The organism is Pantoea sp. X-Soil-ISGK-421 (genome assembly GCF_059730785.1).
On sequence record NZ_AP035979.1, the window covers coordinates 671,899 to 691,820 of the forward strand.

Annotated in this window: 18 protein-coding genes and 1 other annotated feature; of the genes, 7 read left to right on the forward strand and 11 right to left on the reverse strand. The window is 57.4% G+C overall.

Annotated features, from left to right (window positions below; all coding sequences use genetic code 11):
• The first annotated feature begins 9 nt into the window (after positions 1–9).
• Positions 10–411 carry a hypothetical protein gene (locus tag AC6I8K_RS03035; protein ID WP_064737645.1) on the forward strand — a complete coding sequence of 134 codons (402 nt, stop codon included), beginning with the start codon at positions 10–12 and terminating at the stop codon, positions 409–411.
• A 121-nt stretch (positions 412–532) separates the two neighbouring features.
• Here AC6I8K_RS03035 and urtE read toward each other — a convergent pair whose 3' ends face one another.
• The 8 genes from urtE to atzF all read right to left on the reverse strand — a co-directional run bounded on the left by urtE (position 533) and on the right by atzF (position 12,172).
• Positions 533–1,231, reverse strand: a complete 699-nt coding sequence (gene urtE, locus AC6I8K_RS03040) for an urea ABC transporter ATP-binding subunit UrtE (RefSeq protein WP_064737644.1) — start codon at positions 1,229–1,231, stop codon at positions 533–535.
• A 1-nt stretch (position 1,232) separates the two neighbouring features.
• A complete protein-coding gene (gene urtD, locus AC6I8K_RS03045; RefSeq protein WP_064737643.1) occupies positions 1,233–2,024 on the reverse strand; it encodes an urea ABC transporter ATP-binding protein UrtD in 792 nt (263 codons plus the stop codon).
• On the reverse strand, positions 2,017–3,093 hold the full coding sequence (gene urtC, locus AC6I8K_RS03050) for an urea ABC transporter permease subunit UrtC (RefSeq protein WP_064737642.1): 1,077 nt from the start codon (positions 3,091–3,093) through the stop codon (positions 2,017–2,019). Before urtC ends, urtD begins: the two co-directional genes overlap by 8 nt.
• Entirely contained in the window at positions 3,093–4,658 is a 1,566-nt protein-coding gene (gene urtB / locus AC6I8K_RS03055) for an urea ABC transporter permease subunit UrtB (protein WP_497826214.1), read from the reverse strand. Before urtB ends, urtC begins: the two co-directional genes overlap by 1 nt.
• Before the next feature lie 92 nt (positions 4,659–4,750).
• Positions 4,751–6,019 (reverse strand): urea ABC transporter substrate-binding protein, encoded by a 1,269-nt coding sequence (urtA, locus tag AC6I8K_RS03060; RefSeq protein WP_277976763.1) that lies wholly within the window; start codon positions 6,017–6,019, stop codon positions 4,751–4,753.
• Between the two features lie 28 nt (positions 6,020–6,047).
• On the reverse strand, positions 6,048–6,746 hold the full coding sequence (locus AC6I8K_RS03065) for a GntR family transcriptional regulator (RefSeq protein WP_497826215.1): 699 nt from the start codon (positions 6,744–6,746) through the stop codon (positions 6,048–6,050).
• A 9-nt stretch (positions 6,747–6,755) separates the two neighbouring features.
• Positions 6,756–10,373, reverse strand: a complete 3,618-nt coding sequence (gene uca, locus AC6I8K_RS03070) for an urea carboxylase (RefSeq protein ID WP_497826216.1) — start codon at positions 10,371–10,373, stop codon at positions 6,756–6,758.
• Between the two features lie 2 nt (positions 10,374–10,375).
• On the reverse strand, positions 10,376–12,172 hold the full coding sequence (gene atzF, locus AC6I8K_RS03075) for an allophanate hydrolase (RefSeq protein WP_497826217.1): 1,797 nt from the start codon (positions 12,170–12,172) through the stop codon (positions 10,376–10,378).
• Positions 12,173–12,430: 258 nt separating this feature from the next.
• Here atzF and sltY point away from each other — a divergent pair, with 258 nt between their 5' ends.
• Positions 12,431–14,350: a murein transglycosylase gene (gene sltY / locus AC6I8K_RS03080; protein WP_497826218.1), complete on the forward strand. Its 1,920-nt coding sequence runs from the start codon at positions 12,431–12,433 to the stop codon at positions 14,348–14,350.
• A gap of 44 nt (positions 14,351–14,394) precedes the next feature.
• Entirely contained in the window at positions 14,395–14,718 is a 324-nt protein-coding gene (gene trpR, locus AC6I8K_RS03085) for a trp operon repressor (protein ID WP_064737635.1), read from the forward strand.
• On the opposite strand, the gene yjjX is transcribed toward trpR, so the two are convergent.
• Positions 14,715–15,236, reverse strand: coding sequence for an inosine/xanthosine triphosphatase (yjjX, locus tag AC6I8K_RS03090; protein WP_064737634.1), 522 nt, complete (start codon positions 15,234–15,236; stop codon positions 14,715–14,717). The genes trpR and yjjX overlap by 4 nt on opposite strands.
• A 51-nt stretch (positions 15,237–15,287) precedes the next feature.
• Between yjjX and gpmB the strand changes: the two genes are divergently transcribed.
• A complete protein-coding gene (gene gpmB, locus AC6I8K_RS03095) occupies positions 15,288–15,935 on the forward strand; it encodes a 2,3-diphosphoglycerate-dependent phosphoglycerate mutase GpmB (protein WP_064737633.1) in 648 nt (215 codons plus the stop codon).
• 38 nt (positions 15,936–15,973) lie between these two features.
• Here gpmB and robA read toward each other — a convergent pair whose 3' ends face one another.
• A complete protein-coding gene (robA, locus tag AC6I8K_RS03100) occupies positions 15,974–16,852 on the reverse strand; it encodes an MDR efflux pump AcrAB transcriptional activator RobA (RefSeq protein ID WP_483816774.1) in 879 nt (292 codons plus the stop codon).
• A gap of 194 nt (positions 16,853–17,046) precedes the next feature.
• On the opposite strand from robA, the gene creA reads away from it, so the two are divergent.
• Positions 17,047–17,520: a protein CreA gene (creA, locus tag AC6I8K_RS03105; RefSeq protein ID WP_064737631.1), complete on the forward strand. Its 474-nt coding sequence runs from the start codon at positions 17,047–17,049 to the stop codon at positions 17,518–17,520.
• A gap of 46 nt (positions 17,521–17,566) precedes the next feature.
• On the opposite strand, the gene arcA is transcribed toward creA, so the two are convergent.
• A complete protein-coding gene (arcA, locus tag AC6I8K_RS03110) occupies positions 17,567–18,283 on the reverse strand; it encodes a two-component system response regulator ArcA (protein ID WP_007884933.1) in 717 nt (238 codons plus the stop codon).
• A gap of 589 nt (positions 18,284–18,872) precedes the next feature.
• Here arcA and AC6I8K_RS03115 point away from each other — a divergent pair.
• Complete coding sequence (locus tag AC6I8K_RS03115; RefSeq protein WP_497826219.1) at positions 18,873–19,577, forward strand: tRNA/rRNA methyltransferase; 705 nt, start codon at positions 18,873–18,875, stop codon at positions 19,575–19,577.
• Positions 19,578–19,766: 189 nt separating this feature from the next.
• A complete protein-coding gene (gene thrL / locus AC6I8K_RS03120; protein ID WP_071531027.1) occupies positions 19,767–19,838 on the forward strand; it encodes a thr operon leader peptide in 72 nt (23 codons plus the stop codon).
• Positions 19,774–19,896, forward strand: a sequence feature (Thr leader region). It overlaps the preceding gene by 65 nt.
• Positions 19,897–19,922: the final 26 nt, after the last annotated feature.

The following is a 19,922-nucleotide window of genomic DNA, read 5'->3' on the forward strand; positions in this document are numbered from 1 at the left end:
GAATCGAGTATGCTAAACAGCACGGTTATTAAAAGGTTTCACTTTATACTGACTCTTCTTTTGCTCGTTATTATTATTTTTTTAGTCATAGGAAATGAAAATCCACACAGTAATGATGTGTTGAAACGAAGTCAAAAAATCAATCAATCTTTATGGCTTTATATGACAGAATATAATGCTGGGGGAGCCACCGTTCCTGTTGTTTATCGCTACTATTTAACAAGTGAGATTACAGGTGATGATCAGCAGATTCTAAAGAAACTTAAAACACTTGAACCTCTCATTGAAGGCGTTGGATCTATCCATTCAATTAATATCGCATCTGATGGTAATGTCACTTTCGGATGGAGTGGGAAAATCGTTGCAGTAAGCAATAAAGTGGGCAAGGCGGATTTTGAATTTGAACAGTAATTAAAATGTTGTACTGATTTAAACGCGTTTGATCCCCACCCCTTCAAATCGCTAAATTTAATAAAGCACTGCAATGTTTAGAAGCGGCCGTTAGGCCGCCCATTTGTATTCATCAACGCAATCAAATCGCCACCAATCCCCGCACGCCGTCGGCTTCCATGCTGGATCCGGCACCGCGCTGCACGATCTCGCCGCGTGACATCACCAGATAGCTGTCGGCCAGTTCGGCGGCGAAATCATAAAACTGCTCCACCAGCAAGATCGCCATATCGCCGCGCTGCGCCAGCTGGCGGATCACCGCGCCGATCTCCTTGATCACCGAGGGCTGGATCCCTTCGGTGGGTTCATCGAGGATCAACAACGTTGGTTTGCAGGCGAGGGCGCGGCCAATCGCCAGCTGCTGCTGCTGGCCGCCTGACAGATCGCCGCCGCGTCGCGCTTTCATCTCACGCAGCACCGGGAACAGCTGGTAGATCTCCTCCGGCACCGCTTTGGCCTGGGTGCCAGAAAAACGCGCCAGCCCCATCAGCAGATTCTCTTCTACCGTCAAACGCGGGAAGATTTCGCGCCCTTGCGGCACATAAGCGATACCCGCCTGCACGCGCTGGTGCGGTTTGCGGCTGTTAATCACTTTATCCTGCCAGCGAATTTCGCCGGACTTAGCCGGAATCAGCCCCATCAGGCATTTCAGCAGCGTGGTTTTGCCCACGCCGTTGCGTCCCAGCAGGCAGGTGATTTCACCCGCTTTGGCCTCAAACGACAGGCCGCGCAAAATGTGGCTGCCGCCGTAATATTGATTCAGTTCCGCCACTTGCAGCATGTTAGCGCCCCAGATAAACGTCGATAACCCGATCGTCCGCTTGCACTTCGCGTAACGATCCCTCGGCCAGCACCTGGCCCTGATGCAGCACGGTCACGTGATCGGCAATGGTTTCAACAAAACCCATGTCGTGCTCAACCACCATCAGTGAATGCTTCCCGGCGAGACTGCGAAACAGCTCGGCGGTGTATTCGGTTTCGGCATCGGTCATGCCCGCCGCCGGTTCATCCAGCAGCAGCAGATGCGGGTCCTGCACCAGCAGCATACCGATTTCCAGAAACTGCTTCTGACCGTGCGACAGCAAACCGGCTTTGCGCTGACGCTCGCCGCCCAGCCGCAACAGTTTCAGTACCTCATCAATGCGATCCTGCTGCTCGCCGTTCAGCCGTGCGCGCAGGCTGGCCCACACCGATTTGTCATTTTTCAGCGCAATTTCCAGATTCTCAAACACCGTGAGCGCTTCAAATACCGTAGGTTTCTGGAATTTGCGGCCAATACCGGCGCGCGCGATCTCCACGGGCGACATTTTAGTGAGATCGGTATCCTGGTCGTAGATCACCTGACCGTTGTCCGGTCGGGTTTTACCGGTGATCACATCCATCAGCGTGGTTTTGCCCGCGCCGTTGGGGCCGATCACGCAGCGCAGTTCACCGACGCCGATCTTCAGTGAAAGATCGGTTAGCGCGCGGAAGCCATCGAACGACACGTTGATCTTCTCCAGCTGCAACACCGGATCGCTTTGTTGGCGATGGCGATCTGAAGGATGAGGTTGGGTAAACAGGTGTTCAGTCATCACGCCTCCGGCGCAGCAGGCCAATCACGCCACGCGGCAGGAACAGCGTGACCAGGATAAACATCAGGCCGAGGAAGAACAGCCAGTATTCCGGGAAGGCGACGGTAAACCAGCTCTTGGCACCGTTGACGATGGCGGCACCGAGCAGCGGACCAATCAGCGTGCCGCGTCCGCCCAGCGCCACCCAAATCGCCGCTTCAATCGAGTTGGTCGGCGACATTTCACTCGGGTTGATAATGCCGACCTGCGGTACATAGAGCGCACCCGCCAGTCCGCACAGCACCGCCGAGAGCGTCCAGACAAACAGTTTGAAGCCTTTGGGATCGTAACCGACGAACATCAGGCGATTTTCCGCATCGCGCACTGCCGTCAGCACCCGGCCAAACTTGCTGCGTGCCAGCGCGAAGCCAATGCCGAGGCTTACCAGCAGCAGCAGCACCGTCGCGACAAACAGCCCGATGCGCGTGCCGGTGGCGGTGACATTAAAGCCGAGTAGCGTGGTGAAGCCGGTAAAGCCGTTGTTGCCGCCGAAGCCGGTTTCATTGCGGAAAAACAGCAGCATACCGGCGTAGGTCAGCGCCTGCGTCATGATTGAGAAGTAGACGCCTTTGATTTTCGAGCGGAAGGCGAAGAAGCCAAACACCAAGGCCAGCACACCCGGCACCAGCATGATCAGGCACAGCGCCCAGGCAAAATGCTGCGTGCCGGCCCAGAACCACGGCAGTTCGCTCCACGAAAGGAAGGACATAAACGCCGGCAAGCCGTCGCCAGATGCCTGGCGCATCAGATACATGCCCATGGCATAGCCGCCGAGCGCGAAGAACAAACCGTGACCGAGCGACAGCAAACCGGCGTAACCCCACACCAGATCGAGCGCCACCGCGACCACGGCATAACAGAGAATTTTGCCAACCAGCGTCAGCGTGTAGGTGGAGATCGCCAGCGGATGCGTGGCGGGCAGCAGGGCGCAGAACGGCAGCGCCAGCAGCAGCACGGTGATCACCACGCCAAGGCTGAGGGTCAGGCGCGGCGCTTTGCGCGCCATGGTTAACGTCATTGGCTGGCTCATCAGTCAATCACCCTCCCTTTGAAGGCAAACAGGCCCTGCGGACGTTTCTGGATAAACAGCACGATCAGCACGAGGATGAGGATTTTACCCAGCACCGCGCCAATCTGCGGTTCCAGCACTTTGTTGAGAATGCCGAGGCCGAATGCGGCCACCACGGTGCCCGCCAGTTGGCCGACGCCGCCCAATACCACCACGAGGAAGGAGTCGATGATGTAGCCCTGGCCGAGTTCCGGCCCAACGTTGCCGAGCTGTGATAACGCCACGCCGCCGAGTCCGGCGATGCCCGAACCAAGGCCAAACGCCAGCATATCGATGCGTCCGGTCGGTACGCCGCAGCAGTCAGCCATCGCACGGTTTTGCGTGACTGCGCGTACGCTGAGGCCGAGGCGGGTTTTATTCAGCAGCAGCCAGGTCAGCCCCAGCACGGCAAACACGAACAGAATCACCGCAATGCGGTTGTACGGCAGCACCAGATTTGGCAGCAGCTGCAGCCCGCCGGAGAGCCAGCTTGGGTTAGCCACTTCCAGGTTCTGCGCGCCAAATAGCATGCGTACCAGCTGAATCAGCATCAGGCTGATGCCCCATGTCGCGAGCAGCGTTTCCAGTGGGCGTCCGTACAGATGGCGAATGATGGTGCGCTCCAGCAGCATGCCCATGCAGGCGGTGACCAGAAACGCCACCGGCAGCGCCAGCAGCGGATACCAGGCCAGCCACTGCGGCGCAAACTGTTGAAACAGACTTTGTACAAACCAGGTGGCGTAAGCGCCGAGCATCAGCATTTCGCCGTGCGCCATATTGATCACGCCCAGCAGCCCGTAGGTGATCGCCAAACCGAGTGCCGCCAGCAGCAAAATCGATCCCAGCGACAAACCGGTAAACGCCTGGCCGAGCAGATCGCCCCACATCAGGCGCTGTTTAATCTGTTTTAGGCTGGCGGTGGCGGCGTCACGTACGTTGGCATCGGGTTCATTACTCGCCTGGGTTAAGCGGTTGAGGCTGGCCTGCATATTGGGATCGCTGGATTCACCGAGCAGTTTGACGGCTTTAAGGCGCAGCGCCGCATCCGGGCTGGCGAGTTGCAGGTTGGCTGCTGCCATCAGCAGCACCGCGTGTACCTGCGTGTCTTTCTCGCTGGCGAGGCGCTGCTCAATCAATGGCAGCAGGTCGGCGACGCCGTCGTTTTGCAGCTGTTGCGCCGCGCGTAAGCGGATCGCCGGATCCTCACTCACCAGCTGGTGGGCGGCGAGGGCGCTGGCGATCAATACGCGCAGCCGGTTATTCATAAACAGCTTTTTAGTCGCGCCGCTGGGCTGTTGCGCGCTGTCGAGCGGCTGCAATGTCTCGCCCTGTTTGCTGAACGGCTGTTGTTTTTGGTCGATGACCACAGTTTCATTGCGCAACGCGGCGAGCAGCGGCAAGCGGCTGGCCTGCGGCGCGGTGGCCCACTGTTGCAGCAGCGTGGCTTGTTGGGTGCGGCTGGCGGCTGCGAAGTCTGCGCCATCGCCCGCCTGGGCGAGCCAGGGCAGCAGTAACAGCAGACAGCAGAGATAACGGCGAATTGTCATGGTTCTGGCCCTGATGGAGATTGAGGTCGCCATTAATGGCGACCCTACTGCACGGTTAATGTAGGGGCGCCATTTATGGCGACCGCTATCGCTTACTGCGTTGATTTCACCGGATGATCGGGCTTCTTGTCGTTACCCGCGATGTACGGGCTCCACGGCTGGGCGCGCACCGGTTGCTCGGTTTGCCACACCACGTTGAACTGGCCGTTCTCTTCCACTTCGCCAATCATTACTGGCTTGTGCAGATGATGGTTGGTTTTATCCATGGTCAGGGTGAAACCGTCCGGCGCTTTGAAGGTCTGGCCCGCCATCGCGGCACGCACTTTGTCTACATCGGTGGTGCCGGCTTTCTCAACTGCCTGCGCCCACATATGCAGGCCCACGTAGGTGGCTTCCATCGGATCGTTAGTCACCACGGTATTGGCGTTCGGCAGATTGTGTGCCTTGGCATAGGCGCGGTAATCCTTCACAAACTGCGCGTTGGTGGGGTTATCCACTGACTCGAAGTAGTTCCACGCCGCTAACTGACCGACCAGCGGTTTAGTGTCGATGCCGCGCAACTCTTCCTCGCCGACCGAGAAGGCGATGACCGGAATATCGGTGGCTTTAATGCCCTGGTTCGCCAGCTCTTTGTAGAACGGTACGTTGGAGTCGCCGTTAATGGTGGAGATCACCGCGGTTTTACCCCCGGCAGAGAACTTCTTAATGTTGGAGACAATGGTCTGGTAATCACTGTAGCCAAACGGCGTATAGACCTCTTCGATGTCTTTATCCTGCACGCCTTTAGTGTGCAGGAAGGCGCGCAGGATCTTGTTGGTGGTACGCGGATAGACGTAGTCGGTGCCCAGCAGGAAGAAGCGTTTAGCGCTGCCGCCATCTTCACTCATCAGGTATTCCACTGCCGGAATCGCCTGTTGGTTCGGCGCGGCACCGGTATAAAACACGTTCGGCGACATCTCTTCGCCTTCATACTGCACCGGATAGAACAGCAGGCCGTTCAGCTCCTCAAACACCGGCAGCACCGATTTGCGCGATACCGAGGTCCAGCAACCGAACACCGCTGCCACTTTATCCTGCGTCAGCAGCTGACGCGCTTTTTCGGCAAACAGCGGCCAGTTAGACGCGGGATCCACCACCACCGGTTCCAGTTTTTTGCCGAGCACGCCGCCTTTGGCGTTGATCTCATCGATGGTCATCAGCGCCACGTCCTTCAGCGGCGTTTCGGAGATCGCCATGGTGCCGGAAAGCGAGGACATAATGCCCACCTTGATGGTGTCAGCAGCCTGTGCCGCGAAGGCAAAGCCCATGCTGGCGACAGAGGCAGAGAGCGCAAAAGCCTTGAGCAACGAACGTCTTTTCATCAGTAAACCCCTAACTGTGTTTGTGTTGTTATTCAATGGGTTGAAGTCGAGCCTGCTGTAACATATGCAATGTGATCTTTCTGACCTCAGCCTTACTGACGGCGATGTGGTCGGTTAAAATGCGCTGCGCCTCCTCGGTCTGTTGCTGGAAAATCGCCCGTAAAATCTGGGCGTGTTCGCGGTATGTCGCCTCCATTCGGTCGTCACGGGTGAAATCGAGACGACGAATGATGCGAATCTTTTCGGTCAATTCGGCGTGAATGCGCGCCATCTCCTGATTGCCCGCAGCGGCCACCAGCGCCATGTGAAAGGCTTCATCCTGCGCGGAGACCGCTTTGCCATCGGCCTGCGGCGGCGCATCAATCCAGAAGCTTTTCAGCGCGGTAAGCATGTCGATGCATTGTGGTGCGGGCAGCGCGCACAGGCGGCGCACCGCTTCGCACTCCAGCACGGTGCGGAAGTCGTACAGCTCTTCGAAATATTCGAAGTCGAACGGCTTCACCTGCCAGCCACTGCGGAACCACACTTCGACGTAGCCCTCGCGCTCCAGCCAGAACAGCGCCTGACGCACCGGCGTGCGGCTGACGTCCAGCCGATCGGCGATTTCGTTTTCGCTGAAGCGGTCGCCCGGCATCAGGCGGAACTCGAAAATGTCCTGCTTCAACGCCTGATAAACCTTTTCGGCCAGCGCTTCAGGACGGCCTTTGCTACGCGGGCTCGTGTTCATGCCAACTCCTTATTCCAGCCACAGCAGGGCATCGCCCGGACTCACCGAACGTCCCGCCTGGCAGGCAATGCGTTTCACTTTGCCGGCCTGTGGCGCGACAATCGCCAGTTCCATCTTCATCGCTTCCACGATGATCAGCGTTTGACCGGCTTCCACCACGTCGCCCGGCTGTACCAGCACTTTCCAGATGTTGCCGTTCATATCGGCGCACACCGCCAGCGCATCGTCGTCGGCTTCCGCCACCACCAGCGTCTCTTCACTGGTGAGTGGCGCGTTCTGCTCTTCCTGCGCCCACAGCGTCACTTCCTGTTCGAAGGCGGTGGACTGGCGCTGACGGAAATCGCTGATCGACGCGGCATTTTCCGCCAGGAACTGGTGATGAGCGGCGAAGTCGAATACCGTTTCTTCGATGCGCACCGTAGCGCGGCCTTCGCGGAAGTCATCGCGCAGCTGCGTCAGTTCATCTTCCGTTACCGGGTAGAAGCGCACCTGATCGAAGAAGTGCAGCAGCCACGGCTCGTCGGCGGCGAACTGCGGGTTTTTGAGGAACTTGTTCCAGATCGGCAGGGTGCGGCCCACCAGCTGATAGCCGCCCGGGGAATCCATGCCGTAGATGCACATGTACATGCCGCCAATGCCGACGGTGCCTTCGGCGGTGAAGGTGCGCGCCGGGCTGTATTTGGAACTGAGCAGGCGATGGCGCGGATCGATCGGCACCGCGCACGGCGCGCCGAGATAGACATCGCCGAGACCGAGAATCAGGTAGCTGGCGTCAAAGATCGTGTCGCGCACCGCTTCGCGGCTGGCTAAACCATTAATACGCTGAATAAAATCAACGTTGTTCGGCAGCCACGGCGCGCTGGCACGCACGGTTTCTTTGTAGCGTTCGACTGCGCCGAGCGTGGCGCTGTCTTCGAATGCCATCGGTAGCCAGACAATGCGTGACGGCACTTTCAGCTGGCTGACATCGCCCAATCCGCTTTCCAGCTCCAGCAGCAGCTGCATTAGCTGTTTCTGGCTGAGGATCAGGCTGTCGTAGCGCACCTGCAATGAGCGCACGCCAGGCGACAGCTCTTCCACGCCCGGCACCGCGCGTTCACGCAGCGCATTCATCAGCAGATGCACGCGCAGACGCAGCGCCAGATCCAGCACGTTGTCGCCGTACTCAATCAGCACATATTTGTCGCCCGCCTGACGATAGACCGCCGCGGGCGTGGTGGCCGTGGCCGGTAACGCCGCCAGCAGAGTCGCGGAACCGATAGCGCTGGCCGCTAAAGAGGGCACCGCAAAGGCGGGTGCGTGCGCGCTGCGCAGGGTAGCTACGCTGTGCGCCTGGGCTTTTTCCAGCGCCACCGCTTCGTCGGCGCTGATCGGGTGGAAGCGAATTTTATCACCTGGTTTCACCTGGCCCACTTTCCACAGCTCGGCTTTAGCGATGGTCACCGGACAGACGAAGCCGCCGAGGCTGGGGCCGTCGTGCGTCAGAATCACCGGGAAGTCGCCGGTGAAGTTCACCGCGCCGATGGCATATTCGCAGTCATGCACGTTAGAGGGGTGCAGGCCGGCTTCGCCGCCGTTGGCGCGCGTCCACGTCGGTTTCGGGCCAACCAGGCGCACGCCGAGGCGGTTGGAGTTGTAGTGCACCTGCCAGTCGCTGGCAAAGAACTCATCAATCGCCGCCTGAGTAAAGAAATCCGGTGCGCCGTGCGGTCCGTACAGCACGCCAATGCGCCATTCGCTGCCGTAGTGTGGCACCAGTGCATGATCGAGCGGCTGCGGTGCGCTGACCGGCGCGGGCGTGGTGCAGGCCGCCAGCTGCGGCTGGGAGATCGGCAGCATATCGGCAACGCGCAAGGTGCGTCCGGCGTGGCCGCCAAACTGGCCGAGCGAGAAAGTGGAGCGGCTGCCGAGATATTCCGGCACGTCGAAGCCGTTGCGCACCGCTAAATAGGTGCGGCAACCGTGTTGTGCGCGGCCTAATGTCAGGGTTTGTCCCGCTTTGACGCTGATAGGTTGCCAGTAGGCGATGCTGTCGCCATCGAGAGTGGCCGGGCAATCCGCACCGGTTAAGGCAATTACCGCCTCGCTGTGGAAGCGCAGCGTCGGGCCTTGCAGGGTAAATTCGAGGCCCGCAGCGCTGTCGTGGTTGCCGACAATGCGGTTCGCCAGGCGGAAGGCGAAATCGTCCATCGGGCCGGACGGCGGCACGCCGATATCCCAGTAGCCGAGGCGGCCCGGGAAATCCTGAATGCTGCTGAAGGTGCCGGGTTGCAGCACTTCAATCACGCTGGCGGAGGGGGTGAAGCTGTCGAGGAAGCGCGTCCACACCTTGCCGCTGCGGAACGCCTCGGTGGCGACGATCTGGCGCAGATAGTCGAGGTTGCTGGCGATGCCGTGCAGCTGCGTGGCGTCGAGCGCCTGCTGCATCTTCGCCAGCGCCGCTTCGCGCGTTTCAGCATGCACGATCAATTTGGCGACCATCGGATCGTAAAACGCCGAGACTTCGGTGCCGGTGTCGATCCAACCATCAACGCGCACATCGTCCGGGAAGCCAACGTGGGTCAGCACGCCGGGGCTGGGCTGGAAGTTTTTCAGCGGATCTTCCGCGTAAATGCGCACTTCGATTGACGCGCCCTGTGGGGCTTGTTGCAGCCGCGCCCAGTCGATGGCATCGCCCGCGGCGACTTTCAGCATGCATTCCACCAGATCGAGGCCGGTGACGCATTCGGTGACCGGATGTTCCACTTGAAGGCGGGTGTTCACTTCGAGGAAGTAGAACGCATCCTGCTCGGCATCGTAGATGTATTCCACCGTACCGGCGCTGCGATAATTCACCAATTCGCCGAGGCGCACCGCCGAAGAGAGCAGCGCTTCACGCGTCGCCTGCGGCAGATTCGGTGCCGGGGTTTCTTCCACCACTTTCTGGTTGCGACGTTGCAGCGAGCAGTCGCGTTCGCCGAGGGCGATCACTTTGCCGCTGCCGTCGCCAAAAATCTGCACTTCAACGTGGCGCGCGCGGTCGATACAGCGCTCTAAAAACACGCCCGCATCGCTAAAGAACTGCTCGCCAAGACGACGCACGCTCTCCCACGCATTGCGCAGCGCATCGGCATCGGCACAGCGCGTCAGGCCAATGCCACCGCCGCCCGCGGTGCTTTTCAGCATCACCGGATAACCGATGGTGTCGGCGGCGCTCAGCGCGTCATCCAGCGAATTCAACAGCGGCGTGCCCGGCGTCATCGGCACGCCCGCGCTGGCAGCTAACTCACGCGCGCGGTGTTTCAGGCCAAACTCGCCAATCTGCTGCGCGGTCGGGCCGACAAAGGCGATACCGGCTTTTTCACAGGCATCGGCAAACGGCAGGCTTTCTGAAAGAAAACCGTAGCCCGGCCAGATGGCTTCGGCACCGGTTTCCTGCGCGGCGGCGAGTATTTTATCGATGCGTAAATAGCTGTCGCTGGCTTTGTCGCCGCCGAGAGCGATGGCCACATCGGCTTCTTTGACGTGGCGCGCATTGCGATCGGCATCGGAATAGACGGCAACGCTTTTCACGCCGAGGCGTTTTAAGGTGCGGATGGCACGGCAGGCAATTTCGCCGCGGTTAGCAATCAGAACGGTGCTGAACATGCTTATTTACTCCCCTGAGAAGCCAGCCAGTTGCGCCAGCCGCCAAATTCGGTAATTTCCAGCGCCTGCGACAGCACCGCCGGTTCACAGATAAAGCCTTTAACGCTGCGTCCATCGGCCAGTGTTAACGAGCCAATGCCGAGCGGGGCGGGGATTTCCGCCACGAACTCGCCAAAGCGCGCCAGCGGGATATCCCACAGCTCAACGGTGATCGCCGCACCGCTCTCGCCGCGCAGCAGGCCGGGTTTTTTGATCGGGCCATCGAGCAGGGCAAACAGGCGATAGTTGCTGGCGGTTTGTGTCTCTTCCACCAGCACCGCCTGACGCGTGGTGAGCTGGAAGTTAAGCGGCATGCCGGTGAGATGTGCGCCCACCACCGCCACGCGCACGTGATCGGCAGAAACCGGCAACGTTACCGATTCAACAGGCTGGGCTTTGCCAGTGGCGCCGAGCGGCAGCGCCATCTGCTGCTGCCAGCGGATACCGAAACCGGCCAGCGCACGATCCTGCCAGGCGGGCGCAATCAGCGTGATGCCCGCCGGTAAACCATCGGCGCGGAATGAGGCTGGCAGCGCCAGCGCGCTGAGATCGGCAAGGTTAGTGAAGTTGGTGTAGGTGCCGAACTGCGAGTTGTAGTGCACCGGCTCCTGCTGCATTTCTGCCAGCGTGTGGATGGTGGGCGAAGTCGGCACCACTAGCGCATCGAACTGCGCCAGCGTTTGCTGGATCTGGCGCGTCAGTTCGGCGCGCAGGTATTCCGCCTGATAGGCTTCCACCGCCGTATATTTCAGGCCGCTGCTGACAATGCCAAACACCACCGGATCCATCTCTTGCGGGCGATTGATCATCTCGCCCACCGCCACGGTGCGCTCGGCGACCCACGGGCCGTAATAGAGCTGCTCGGCCAGCTGGTGGAACACGGAGAAATCGATGGGATGCAGCGTCGCGCCGCCCGCTTGTAACTGCGCCAGCGCGGCCAGCCATGCGGCTTCGGCCTGCTGGTCGCCGAAGAATTCGGGCGTAGCGGGAATGGCGAAATCGGGCTGCGCTTTGAAACTGGCGGGCGCGGTATGCGGATTGCTGCGCGAATAGGCATCGCCGGCATCATAACCGCCTGCGGCCGAGGCCACGGCAAAGGCATCTTCCACCGTTAATGCGAACACGGAGATGGTGTCGTTCAGGCGGCAAGCCGGCACCACGCCGCTGGCGGAGAACCAGCCTTTGGTCGGTTTGAGGCCGACGATATTGTTGAAACCGGCCGGTACACGGCCGGAACCGGCGGTGTCGGTGCCGAGCGAGAAGCCGACCAGGCCGCGCGCCAGCACCGATGCGGAACCGGAGCTGGAGCCGCCGCTGACGTAATCTGGATTGAAGGTGTTGCTCACCGCACCAAACGGCGAACGGGTGCCGACTAAACCGGTGGCGTATTGGTCGAGATTAGTTTTGCCAATCACTACGGCGCCCGCGGCTTTGAGCTGTGCAACGACAAATGCATCGGCGGCGGCGGTGTAGGTGAAGGCCGGGCAGGCGGCGCTGGTCGGCCAACCGGCGACATCAATATTGTCTTTCACTGCAAACGGTACGCCGAATAGCGGCAGCGCGGCGGGATTACGCTGGTAGCTCGCCAGCAGCGGTTCAATTTGTGCCTGCAGCTGCGCGGGCGTGGCGAGGTAGAGCCAGGCGTTATCCTGCGGATCGATTGCGTCGAGATGTGCCGCCAGCAGCGCGCTAATGTGCTGTGGATCCTGTTGGTAACTGCGTTGCCAATCCTGGAGCGTAAAGCCAAAGGTCGATGCCATGGGTGAATTCCAACTGGTATACAAGATGGAATTCAACAGAGCAAAGCGCGTGCCATTTTTGTAACTCGATGAAAGCGCGTAGTTAATTGATGTGTGATACGTTTTTCTGATGATAAATTGCACAGCGACGGCGCAAACCGTGCGCAATGGCGGTGCGCGAGCGTAAATTTTGTGAAGAACATGGCAAGAGGCGGTTGGCCTGGTTAGCATGAAGGAAGTCTGGCATGAGCTGGATCGCAGCACTGAGAGGAGAGCGTAATGGAGAAGTGGCGTTACTGGATGCTAGGGATCTGTCTGGTCAGCACGGCCAGCAGCGCATGGGCCGATTCACTGGATCAGCAGCGAGAGCGCTATGCGCAAATCAAGCAGGCCTGGGATAACAAACAGATGGACCAGGTGACGCAGCTGATGCCAACGCTGCAGGATTATCCGCTCTATCCGTATCTGCAATACCGGCTGCTGGCGCAGGATCTCGATCAAGAGACGCCGCTGGCGGTGAAAAACTTTATTCAACAATATCCCACGCTGCCACCGGCGCGCTCGCTCTCAACGCGCTTTGTGAATGTGCTGGCCAATCGTCAGGACTGGCAGGGCGTGCTCAGCTTCAGCCCCGATGAGCCGAAACCGGTGCAGGCGCGCTGTAACTGGTATTACGCCAAGTGGGCGACCGGCCAACAGCAAGCGGCGTTTGCCGGGGCGAAAGAGATTTGGCTGCGCGGCACCGCATTGCCAAATGACTGCGACAAGCTGTTCTCGGTATGGCAAGCCAGCGGGCAACTTTCGCCGATCACCATTCTGGAGCGCATCCGTCTGGCGATGAAAGCCGGCAATGACAGCCTGGTAAACTATCTGGCGAAAATGCTGCCGGCGGATTATCAAACCACCGCCAGCGCGCTGATTGCGCTGCAGCAGAATCCGCAAACCGTCACCACCTTTGCCAGCAGCATGGGCCCCACCGATTTCACCCGCATGGCGACCAGCTACGCTTTCGCCCGCGTGGCGCGTGAGGATATGGACAATGCGCGCATGATGATTCCGCAGCTGGTGCAGGCGCAGAAGATGAGCCAGGCCGATGAGCAGGATCTGAAAGAGACCGTGGTGTGGCGCATGATGGGCGCGGATCTCACCAGCGAGCAGGCGCGCTGGCGTGATGCGGTGGTGATGAACAGCGAATCTACCGCGCTGGTGGAGCGTCGCGTACGTCTGGCGCTGAGCCAGAACGATCGTCGTGGTCTGAATACCTGGATCGCACGTTTGCCAGTGGAAGCTAAAGAGAAAGATGAGTGGCAATACTGGCAGGCGGATTTGCTGATTTCGCAAGGTCGTAAAGAGGAGGCTAACGATATTCTGCGTAAGCTGATGCAGGCGCGCGGCTTCTATCCGATGGTGGCGGCGCAGCGTCTGGGCGTCGAGTATCCGTTGCAGGTCGATAAGGCACCGGCAGCGGACAACAGCGTGGTGCAGGGTGCCGAGATGGCGCGCGTGCGCGAGCTGATGTATTGGGGATTGGATAACCTGGCGCGCAGCGAATGGGCCAATCTGATCGCCAGCAAAACCCATGCGCAGCAGCAGATGTTGGCGCGTTACGCCAACGAGCAGGATTGGTGGGATCTCAGCGTGCAGGCCACTATCACCGCGAAAATGTGGGATAGCCTGAAAGAGCGCTTCCCGCTGGCGTGGCAAAATCTTTATCAGCAATACACCAGCGATAAAGGCCTTCCACCGAGTTACGCGATGGCGATTTCGCGTCAGGAGAGCGCGTGGAACCCAAAAGCGCGTTCTCCGGTGGGCGCCAGCGGATTGATGCAGGTGATGCCCGGCACGGCCACGCATACCGTGAAGATGTATAACATTCCCGGCTATGTAAACAGCAGCCAGCTACTGGATCCGCAGACCAATATTCAGATCGGTACGCAGTATCTGGAGTATGTCTATCAGCAGTTTGGGCAGAACCGCATCTTCGCCTCGGCTGCTTATAACGCGGGCCCGGGACGCGTGCGCAGCTGGCAGAAAACCAGTGGGGGCAATCTGGATGCCGTGGCGTTTATCGAGACCATTCCGTTCTCAGAAACGCGTGGCTACGTGAAAAACGTGCTGGCCTACGATGCCTATTACCGTTACTTCATGGGCAAACCGGACAAGATTCTCGCCGACAGTGAGTGGAATCGCCAGTATTGACTGTGCTATGCTTCCGTACTCGTTAATGAGTACGGAAGCCCTTCATGAGCCCACCCCTTTCTTCCCAGCCGGAATCGGCTCAGCCTGTTGAAGATAACTGGCTGCGTTTTATCGAACTGATGCAAAACGCCTTTGCCGATGGCGTGGCGCTGCCGTTGTTACACCTGATGATGACGCCGGATGAACGTGAATCCTTTGGTACGCGTTTGCGCATTATTGAAGAGTTGATGAACGGCGATTTGAGTCAGCGTGAACTGAAGAATGAGTTGGGCGTCGGCATCGCCACCATTACGCGCGGCTCCAATAGTCTGAAAGAAGCGCCGCCAGAGCTAAAACGCTGGCTGGAAGCGCGTCTCGGCCGCGATTAACGCTGGCTGTACAGCGGATGCGTGAACGGACATAGCGCCAAAATTAACGCCTGATGATAGACGCTGGAGCGGCTCAGCAGGCCGTGCGTAAAGGCACCGATCGCGCCACCTTTGTGTTTGATATTCTCCACGCCGGTTAAGCGTGCCATCTCATCACCCAATTCATGCCCGGCCGCTAAGCCAGCCACAACAATCGGTGGCAGCGTAAAGCTGGCCGAACGCGATTCCCCGCGCTGCTGCGCGTTTTCAATCACCATCCATGCAAAGGCGCAATCGCCTTCAATGCCCGCTTCAATCGCCACCCAATAATCGGCCTGCGGACGTTCCTGACGGGCGTTTGTCACGCGTTGACGTGCGCCAGTTCGCGTTTCGGCATCACTGAGTGGCTGGGCTGCAACGCCGCTCTCGACCTCAACCCCTTCAATGTGGCAGGATCCTTCGCCGAAAACGTCGTTGAACGCCTGAGCAATCGCGCGAATTTTTGCCGGGTTGATGGTGGCTGCGACAACGTGGTACATAATTGGTTGAACCCTCGAGGCAAATTTGTCGCAGTATAACGGAAATTAAGCATGCTACAGGTCTATCTTGTTCGTCACGGTGAAACGGTATGGAATGCGGCTCGACGCATTCAGGGGCAGTCTGACAGCCCGTTAACGGAAAAAGGTGAGCAGCAGGCGCATCAAGTGGGCGAGCGTGTGAAATCGCTGGGCATTACCCACGTGATTGCCAGCGATTTAGGGCGTACACGTCACACGGCAGAAATTATTGCCGACGCGTGTGGCTGCACCGTTACGCTCGATGCGCGTCTGCGTGAGCTCAACATGGGCTGCCTGGAACAACGTCCACTCGATGGTTTAACGGAAGAAGAGGAAAACTGGCGCAAAACGCTGGTGGATGGCACCACGGCGGGACGTATCCCGGGTGGCGAATCAATGGCGGAGATGGCGGCGCGTATGCATGAAGCGCTGAATGCGCTGCTGGAATTGCCTGCTGGCAGCCGTCCGCTGATTGTCAGCCACGGTATGGCGCTCGGCGTGCTGGTCAGCACTATTCTCGGCTTGCCTGCGCATGCGGAACGGCGTTTGCGTCTGCGCAACTGCTCGATCTCTCGCGTGGATCATCAGCAGAGCGCATGGCTGGCGGCCGGTTGGGTGGTGGAGACGGCGGGCGATGTCTCGCATCTGGATGCGCCCGCGCTGGATGAGTTGCAGCGCTGAAAGTGTGGTCGCCAGGAATGGCGACCCTACTGATATGACTAATTATTTTGCGGACGAATTGGAATCAGGTATTCGCAGCGGATTTCCGTTGGCGGCTCGCTGCGCTTCTTGCCACCGTGCGTGAAGAAGCGCTCGATGTCTTGCCCCTGACGACGCACTAAACCGAGCGTTGGCATGCAGGTTCCGTACAGCAACAGGATGAATTCACCCAAGGCGCTACGCGCACCGTTGTAGGTAAACTGCACGTAATCCCCGGCTTCCAACACCACGCTCTGATTCGACTGCATGCTTTTTGCCAGCTGATCGGCGGGCACTGCAGTGGTGTAGAGAATCTCTTGCTCATCATCCTTTTCATGGCTGGCACGTACCTGATGCAGGCCATACAGCACCGGCGGCACCGTGTCGGTTTCCAGCAGGAACTGCTTCCAGAAATGCATGCGCATCTCATCGCGGTAGGTGGAAATCTGTTCCAGCGTGCAAGAGTAGCTCTGCGTTTGACCGACCAGCACCGTTTCCGGCAGCGTGACAAATTGGGCTTCCGGGATGCTGTTATCGTCGAGACGAATCGGCGGGCGAATGCCAAACGAGTTCCACTCCGATGAGCGACGATACCAGGCGGGCGTTTGATTGAACTGCTTTTTGAACGCACGGGTAAACGTTTGCTGTGAATCGAAGCGATATTGAAGAGCGATGTCGAGGATTGGCCGACTGGTCAGGCGTAGCGCCACCGCGGCTTTCGACAGCCTACGCGCGCGAATATACGCGCCAATGGCGTGGCTGGTTACTTCCTTGAACATCCGCTGCAGATGCCATTTGGAATAGCCTGCTTTCTGCGCAACGTTATCTAATGAAAGCGGTTGATCCAGATGGCTCTCCAGCCAGACAAGCAAATCGCGAATGATACCGGCTTGGTCCATAAAACATCCTCATAACTCTCTGGTGGCGCAACTATGAAGTCGTCGAATAATAGCACGAAATGCACAAAAGCGTGGGGGCGGTTTGCTAATCGAGTGTGCTAAATCAATGCGGGTTAAAACCCGTTTAGGTTTGGTTCTCGGTTCGATTGACAGTACATTACAGTCTCATCTATTCGATTGGCAATGGTAACTCAATGACAATAGCTCGTATTCTTATAATCACGCTGGCAACTTATGTGTTCAGCGCTGGCGTTCAGGCCGAAGAAATCGGCTCAGTTGACACGGTGTTCAAGATATTTGGCCCCGACCATAAAATCGTGGTCGAAGCCTTCGATGATCCCGATGTAAAAAATGTAACCTGTTATATCAGCCGGGCAAAAACCGGCGGAATTAAAGGGGGACTAGGTTTAGCGGAAGACACGTCCGACTCGGCCATCTCCTGTCAACAGGTGGGACCGGTAGAGCTTAGCGAGAAAATCGCACAAGGCAAGGCGCAGGGTGAAGTGGTATTCAAAAAACGTACATCGCTGGTGTTTAAGAAGTTGCAGGTGGTACGTTTCTTTGACCAGAAACGTCATGCGCTGGTGTATTTAAGCTACTCCGATAAGGTGGTCGACGGCTCGCCGAAGAATGCGCTGAGTGCCGTGCCGATTATGCCGTGGCATTAATACAGGCATAAAAAAACGCCCTGACGGGCGTTTTTTCTTTTAACTCTTAATCCTGCAGTTCGCCGCAGAAGCGGTAACCTTCGCCGTGAATAGTGGCGATGATTTCTGGCGTGTCTGGCGTGGATTCAAAATGCTTACGGATGCGGCGGATGGTGACATCCACGGTGCGGTCATGCGGTTTCAACTCGCGACCGGTCATCTTCTTCAGCAAATCGCCACGCGTTTGAATTTTGCCTGGATTCTCGCAGAAGTGCAGCATGGCGCGGAATTCACTGCGCGGCAGCTTGTACTGATCGCCGTTCGGGCTGATCAGTGAACGGCTGTTAATATCCAACTCCCAGCCGTTAAAGCGATAGCTTTCAACCTGGCGGCGCTCTTCACTCGGCATGGCCAGATTCATGGTGCGCGACAGCAAATTGCGTGCACGAATCGTCAACTCACGCGGGTTGAAGGGTTTGGTGATGTAATCATCGGCACCAATTTCCAGACCGAGAATTTTATCCACTTCATTATCACGACCTGTCAGGAACATCAGCGCAACGTTTGCTTGTTCACGCAGTTCGCGTGCTAACAGCAAACCGTTTTTACCTGGCAGGTTAATATCCATAATCACCAGATTGACGTCATTTTCCGTCAAAACCTGATGCATCTCGGCGCCGTCGGTGGCTTCATAGACCACGTAACCTTCTGCCTCAAAAATACTTTTGAGGGTGTTACGCGTGACCAGTTCGTCTTCAACGATAAGAATGTGCGGGGTCTGCATGTTTCGCTACCTAAAATTTGCCAACAAATCGAAAACAGGGCGTACGACGGTTACGCTATTTTGCTGTAACCGGTATACGAAATAATCTTCGGAATACACCATCCATCTACGTCAACTTCAGTGTTAGCTCAGCCAGTCAGGATGGATATTTGCACGCCCCGAGGATATCGGACAGGCGCTCATCCTAACCGTATTAACAGCAACCTAACAGCACCAACAACAACCGATAAGCATAAAAACAACGCTTCGTTGACTTATATCAAATGCAAGTGTAGCACGTTAACACTTTTATGAAAAACTTCTCCAGGATTGCTAGTTTAGCTCACAAAAAGCAGCATTTTTGCTACATTTATATCTTATACAATCAAAACTTGAACCCGCGGAAAATTATATTTTAATAATATGAAAGAAAAGGGTTTTATATTAAATAGGCCTTATAATTTAGCTTATGCCCGCGAATTTCTGCTCTCGCTGGATTTATCCCTCTTTTAACATCGTTAACATCTTATTTTCTCTGTTAAGCGCATTTGGTATTTTCTCGCCTGCATGCCAACATAATGCGAGTTGTTAACAGTTCGATGGAAAAATCATGCATTTCCCCTTAATCCTTGTCTCTCCCGCCCGTCCGGAAAATATCGGTGCGGCTGCCCGTGCCATGAAAACAATGGGATTCAGCGAGCTGCGCATTGTCGCGAGTGATGCCTGGCAAGATCCTGCCGCGCGTCGTGTCGCGCACGGCGCCGGTGAGATCCTTGATAACGTCAAGACCTTTGCCACGCTGAGCGAGGCGCTGAAAGATGTCGACTTCTCAGTGGCGACCACTGCTCGCAGCCGTGCGAAGTTCCGCTATTACGCCACGCCGACGCAGGTCGAAAACATCCTGCAGGAGAAGCGCCAATGGCTGAGCCGTATCGCGCTGGTGTTTGGCCGTGAAGACAGCGGCTTAACCAATGAGGAGCTGGATCAGGTCGATCTGTTAACCGGCATTCCAATGGCAAATGATTATCCGTCGCTGAATCTTGGCCAGGCAGTGATGGTGTATTGCTATCAACTCTCGGCACTCAATCAGATCGCGGCTGAGACCGCAGAAGTGGCGAATGAGCATCAGCTGCAAGCATTACGTCAACGCTTTCATCAGTTGCTGGTCAGGTTGGAGGTCAGCGATGACGTGAAAATGGCTGACTGGATCGATCAACGTATCGGTCTGCTGGAACAGCGTGACAGTGCCATGCTGCATCGCTTGTTACACGATGTAGAAAAAAAACTTATAGATAATTGCTCGGATAAATCCTGAGTTGCTAGTGACAGATCGGGGAAACCGCGCCATCCGCTGAACGATTCCGATATGAATCGCGCCAGCAAGCGCAGCACTGCGCTGCGGGCAGAGCGGCGCGGCTAAGACAAATTCGTTGACTTAACGTGCGCTTTGCTTTACTTCTGGAAGGCAGACGGACAAGACAAAGACAGACAGAAAAAAATCTAAATGCGTAAACTCAGCCTGAACACCACAATTATTATTACCACCACCATTACCACAGGTAACGGTGCGGGCTGACGCATACAGGAAAAACAAAGAAAAAAGCCCGCACCTAAACAGTGCGGGCTTTTTTTTCGGCAAAAATTCAGGAGAGCTTCAAAT

Bases quoted from the DNA above. Each gene is read 5' to 3' on its own strand.
- sltY (WP_497826218.1), top strand. From the start codon at position 12,431: ATGGAGAAGTGGCGTTACTGGATGCTAGGGATCTGTCTGGTCAGCACG.
- atzF (WP_497826217.1), bottom strand. From the start codon at position 12,172: ATGGCATCGACCTTTGGCTTTACGCTCCAGGATTGGCAACGCAGTTAC.
- urtC (WP_064737642.1), bottom strand. From the start codon at position 3,093: ATGAGCCAGCCAATGACGTTAACCATGGCGCGCAAAGCGCCGCGCCTG.
- urtE (WP_064737644.1), bottom strand. From the start codon at position 1,231: ATGCTGCAAGTGGCGGAACTGAATCAATATTACGGCGGCAGCCACATT.
- uca (WP_497826216.1), bottom strand. From the start codon at position 10,373: ATGTTCAGCACCGTTCTGATTGCTAACCGCGGCGAAATTGCCTGCCGT.
- trpR (WP_064737635.1), top strand. From the start codon at position 14,395: ATGAGCCCACCCCTTTCTTCCCAGCCGGAATCGGCTCAGCCTGTTGAA.
- urtB (WP_497826214.1), bottom strand. From the start codon at position 4,658: ATGACAATTCGCCGTTATCTCTGCTGTCTGCTGTTACTGCTGCCCTGG.
- urtD (WP_064737643.1), bottom strand. From the start codon at position 2,024: ATGACTGAACACCTGTTTACCCAACCTCATCCTTCAGATCGCCATCGC.
- AC6I8K_RS03115 (WP_497826219.1), top strand. From the start codon at position 18,873: ATGCATTTCCCCTTAATCCTTGTCTCTCCCGCCCGTCCGGAAAATATC.
- creA (WP_064737631.1), top strand. From the start codon at position 17,047: ATGACAATAGCTCGTATTCTTATAATCACGCTGGCAACTTATGTGTTC.
- robA (WP_483816774.1), bottom strand. From the start codon at position 16,852: ATGGACCAAGCCGGTATCATTCGCGATTTGCTTGTCTGGCTGGAGAGC.
- AC6I8K_RS03035 (WP_064737645.1), top strand. From the start codon at position 10: ATGCTAAACAGCACGGTTATTAAAAGGTTTCACTTTATACTGACTCTT.
- yjjX (WP_064737634.1), bottom strand. From the start codon at position 15,236: ATGTACCACGTTGTCGCAGCCACCATCAACCCGGCAAAAATTCGCGCG.
- arcA (WP_007884933.1), bottom strand. From the start codon at position 18,283: ATGCAGACCCCGCACATTCTTATCGTTGAAGACGAACTGGTCACGCGT.
- urtA (WP_277976763.1), bottom strand. From the start codon at position 6,019: ATGAAAAGACGTTCGTTGCTCAAGGCTTTTGCGCTCTCTGCCTCTGTC.
- gpmB (WP_064737633.1), top strand. From the start codon at position 15,288: ATGCTACAGGTCTATCTTGTTCGTCACGGTGAAACGGTATGGAATGCG.
- AC6I8K_RS03065 (WP_497826215.1), bottom strand. From the start codon at position 6,746: ATGAACACGAGCCCGCGTAGCAAAGGCCGTCCTGAAGCGCTGGCCGAA.